4 protein-coding genes are annotated in these 3,052 nt (G+C 68.4%); 3 read left to right on the top strand and 1 reads right to left on the bottom strand.

Annotated features, from left to right (window positions below; all coding sequences use genetic code 11):
- Positions 1-63 precede the first annotated feature (63 nt).
- On the top strand, positions 64-921 hold the full coding sequence (locus VFW45_02710; GenBank protein ID HEU5179673.1) for a hypothetical protein: 858 nt from the start codon (positions 64-66) through the stop codon (positions 919-921).
- Positions 922-962: 41 nt separating this feature from the next.
- Here the strand turns inward: VFW45_02710 and VFW45_02705 are convergent, their stop codons facing one another.
- A complete protein-coding gene (locus VFW45_02705; protein ID HEU5179672.1) occupies positions 963-1,466 on the bottom strand; it encodes a TlpA disulfide reductase family protein in 504 nt (167 codons plus the stop codon).
- Between the two features lie 55 nt (positions 1,467-1,521).
- On the opposite strand from VFW45_02705, the gene VFW45_02700 reads away from it, so the two are divergent.
- The gene (locus VFW45_02700; GenBank protein HEU5179671.1) at positions 1,522-2,430 is read left to right on the top strand and encodes an EamA family transporter; all 909 of its coding nucleotides are present in this window, start codon (positions 1,522-1,524) and stop codon (positions 2,428-2,430) included.
- A gap of 4 nt (positions 2,431-2,434) precedes the next feature.
- Positions 2,435-3,052 (top strand): cytochrome c (locus VFW45_02695; protein HEU5179670.1); only part of this gene is annotated, 618 nt, incomplete at its 3' end.

Below are 3,052 nucleotides of genomic sequence, written 5' to 3'. Positions count from 1 at the left end.
GCTCAGCGGCATCCTGATCGGCCTGGTGGGAATCTCGATTTGCCTGTCGGAGATTCTGGACCGGTGAGGGAGACGGCGCGGGCCGCGATCGCCACAGGGCTCCTGGCCGCCGGGGCCGCCGCATGCGCGCTGGGCCATCCGGTCAAGATGCTGCATGAGACGCGGTCCGCAACGCCGCGATCGCCCATGAGCGTATCGCTGGAGCTGCCGGCCGGGGAGATTCGGGTCGAGCGGCTCTCTTCGGGCGAACTTCTCTACGACCTTCAGCTCAGCTACTGCACGCAGCATTTCACTCCGCACAGTCGCTTCACGCCCGCCGCGGGATCGGACGCTTCCGGGGATCGACTCGAGGCGGCGGCGCGGCGTCTCGAGGGAGCTTCCCCGGCTTCGGAGCCGAACCTCCTGCTGCTGAAGATTCCGGTGGGACACCTGCTGGATCTCCGGGCGGCCACCGGCGACCGCGCCGATCTCGATCTGACGGGATTGAGCTTGCGCCGCCTCACGCTGCACGCCGGCTCGGGACGGCTGCGTGCCCGGTTCAAGGCTGGCAATCCGGCCGACCTGGAGCGTCTGCTGCTGGTGGCCGGGACGGGGGAGAGCCTTCTGGAAGGACTGGGATGGGGAGGCGTCTTGAGCCTGGAGTTCCACGGGGGAGCGGGCAACAGCGTGATCGATTTCTCGGGTGCCGGCCCCGCGGAGGCCGCGGCGCTGGTGGATCGCGGCGCGGGAAATATCGAGATGGTGCTCCCGCGCGATCTGGGCGTCGTGGTCTCGGGAATCGATCCGGATGCCGCCGTGCCCCAGGGCTTCCGGGTGTCAGGGGGCGGGTGGGAAAGTCTGAATGCCGGGGATGCCGCCCGCCGGCTGCGGCTGGTGCTGCAGGGAGGCTCGGAAGGAGTCTCCTTCCGATGGCTTCCCTGAGAAAAATGCGCAGGCCCAACCTAGGCCTGGTTGCGCGACCCTCAGCCCGGCTTCAGCTCCGGGACGCCATCCGCCTCGACGAAGAGTGGAGTCACTCCGGGGACGCGCAGGCGGCGCCGCAGCTCCGCGGCGAGCGCCTCCAGGTCGGCTTTGACGAATCCCATCGAGCTCCAGGCGATGCGCCCGTCCGCCTCGACCAGGTAGAGGGTGGGGACATTCGTGAGGCCGAAGGCGTTGGAGACCGGATAGCCGGGCTCGTCGGGGAGCAGTGGGAAATGGATTCCCCACTGACGGGCGAAGGCCTTCGTCGCATCGGGGTCGTCCTGGGAGATTCCCCAGAACCCGAGAGGCTCCCCCTCCACCCGCTCGAAAAGCCGCTGCAGGAAAGGAAAAGCCAGCTGGCAGGTCGGGCAGTTGTTCTTGAAGAAGGCAAGGAAGACCGCTCCGGGTGCGCCTTTTCCCAGGGAATAGCGCTTCCCGTCGGTTCCTTCGAGGGTGAAGCCGGGTGCCTTGTCGCCCACCTTGAGCATGGTCATACGCGACATGTTAGCCTAAGCGCGGTCATCGAAGCGAAGGACCCGCTCTTGGAAAGCCGCCCGCATGCAGAATTCCTCCCTCAGCGTACCTTCCGCCTCCGCGCGCCCGCAGTTCTCCCCCGCCGACGCGCGGCGCGGCGACTGGATGGTCCTCGTCTCGGCCCTTTGCTTTGCCACCATGCCGGTTTTCGGGACTTACGCTTATGGGGCGGGGATCGGAGTGGTGACGCTTCTGGCCTGGAGGTTCGTGCTCTCCGTGGCGCTGCTGGCGCTGATCGCCGCGCTTTCGGGGAGGATGGTCCGGCCGCCGCGCGGCACCGCCGTCGGGCTGCTGGGCATGGGGGTGATGTACCTCGTCATGTCGTTCATCTATTTCCAGGCCTTGCGTCTGGCGCCGGTGTCGACCCTCACACTCCTTTTCTATACCTATCCCGCGGTGGTCACGATTCTCTCGGCGGTCCTGCTGCGCGAGCCGCTGACGCGGGTCAAGACGACTGCCCTGGTCCTGGCGCTGGCGGGCTGCGCCGTGGTGCTTTCCCCGGCGGAGCTCGGCGACTGGCGCGGCGCCGCGCTGGCCTTGGGCGCCTCCCTGCTCTACTCCGGCTTCCTGGTGGCCGGCACGCCGCTGATCCGGCGGGTCGAGCCGGTCCTGGCGACCCTGCTCATCCTGAGCGTCTCCGCGGCGGGATACCTGATCGCGGCGCTGGTCACCGGTGCCGCGGCGCCGCCGCCGAGTCCCATCGCCTGGGGATCGATCCTGGGAATCGTGGTGATCGCCACGGTGATGTCGGATCTGTCGTTTTTCTGGGGCCTGCCGCGCACCGGCGCCAGCCGCGCCGCGATCCTGAGCACGCTCGAGCCGGTATGCACGCTGGGAATGGCCGCGCTCCTGCTCGGAGAAGCGATCTCCCCGGGACGGCTCTGGGGCGGGGTCCTCATTCTTCTGAGCGTCGTGCTGATTCATCGAGAGTAAGACCGTGACACGCATTCGGCGCGTGCCAGCGCTTCTGATTCCGGCAGCCATCCTGGCGGCCGGACTCACCGCGGCCGCCGCCCCGGGGAAACCGGATGTCCCGATCGTCAAGCCGGTCGACCTGAAGGGGGATGCGCAGGCGGGGGAGAAGATCTACCTGGCAACCTGCTGGACCTGCCACGGACTGGGAGGCGACGGCCGGGGGCCCGCCTCGGCCGGAATGCAGCCCGTGCCCACCGACTTTTCGAAGCCCGATGCCCTCAAGAAAAAATCGGATGGCGAGATCTGGGACGCGATCCTGAAGGGCAAGCCGGCAAGCGCCATGTACGCCCAGAGTCTCTCGCCGCAGGACGTGGTCGACGTGGCGGCCTATCTGCGCACGCTGGCGCGCAGCCCCGCCCAGGGAAAAGGGTTCCTGGAAGCCCTGGCGCACGGCAATCGCGAGGCGGGACGCGGCCTGTACAACGAGAAATGCTGGCCCTGCCACGGGCCGACGGGCCGCGGCAACGGTCCCGCCGCGGCGGCGCTGAAGCCGCCGCCGGCCGATTTCACCGATCCCGATCTGGTGGTGGCCCGCACCGGCAGCCGTCTCTACCAGGCGCTGACGGTGGGGATTCCCGGC

It is taken from the genome of Candidatus Polarisedimenticolia bacterium, from assembly GCA_035764505.1.
Taxonomy (GTDB): Bacteria; Acidobacteriota; Polarisedimenticolia; order Gp22-AA2; family AA152; genus AA152.
The sequence above is the reverse complement of the archived record's forward strand: the minus strand, read 5'-3'. Positions and strand labels throughout refer to the sequence as shown.